The organism is Pantoea sp. GbtcB22 (assembly GCF_019091025.1).
GTDB lineage: Bacteria > Pseudomonadota > Gammaproteobacteria > Enterobacterales > Enterobacteriaceae > Pantoea > Pantoea leporis.
Genome location: NZ_JAGXKB010000657.1, coordinates 1 through 243, shown reverse-complemented (window position 1 = coordinate 243; position 243 = coordinate 1). Strand labels below are relative to the sequence as shown.

The 243-nt window shown below is 44.4% G+C and carries 1 protein-coding gene; it reads right to left on the bottom strand.

The genetic code is table 11. The features are described 5' to 3' along the window. Positions 1-243, bottom strand: a 243-nt coding sequence (locus KVT28_RS26290; RefSeq protein WP_217551221.1) for a hypothetical protein, incomplete at both ends; no start/stop codon positions are given.

Below are 243 nucleotides of genomic sequence, written 5' to 3'. Positions count from 1 at the left end.
CAAAAAATGGCTGCACTTCTTCCTTGTTGGTGAACATATACAAGTGCCGAGTTGCGCTCGGCGTAGTCAACTTGTCGATGACTTGAAGCCCCAACACTTTTACCCTTCCATTTGAACATCTCTAGCTCGCTATTGGGTGCTTCAGAGGCGGTATGGTACCGCATCGAAGGCGCATTCACCTTATGTTTGTCCGCAAAATACATGCTTGAGAAGTTGTTTATCTCTTTAATTGCAAATAACTCA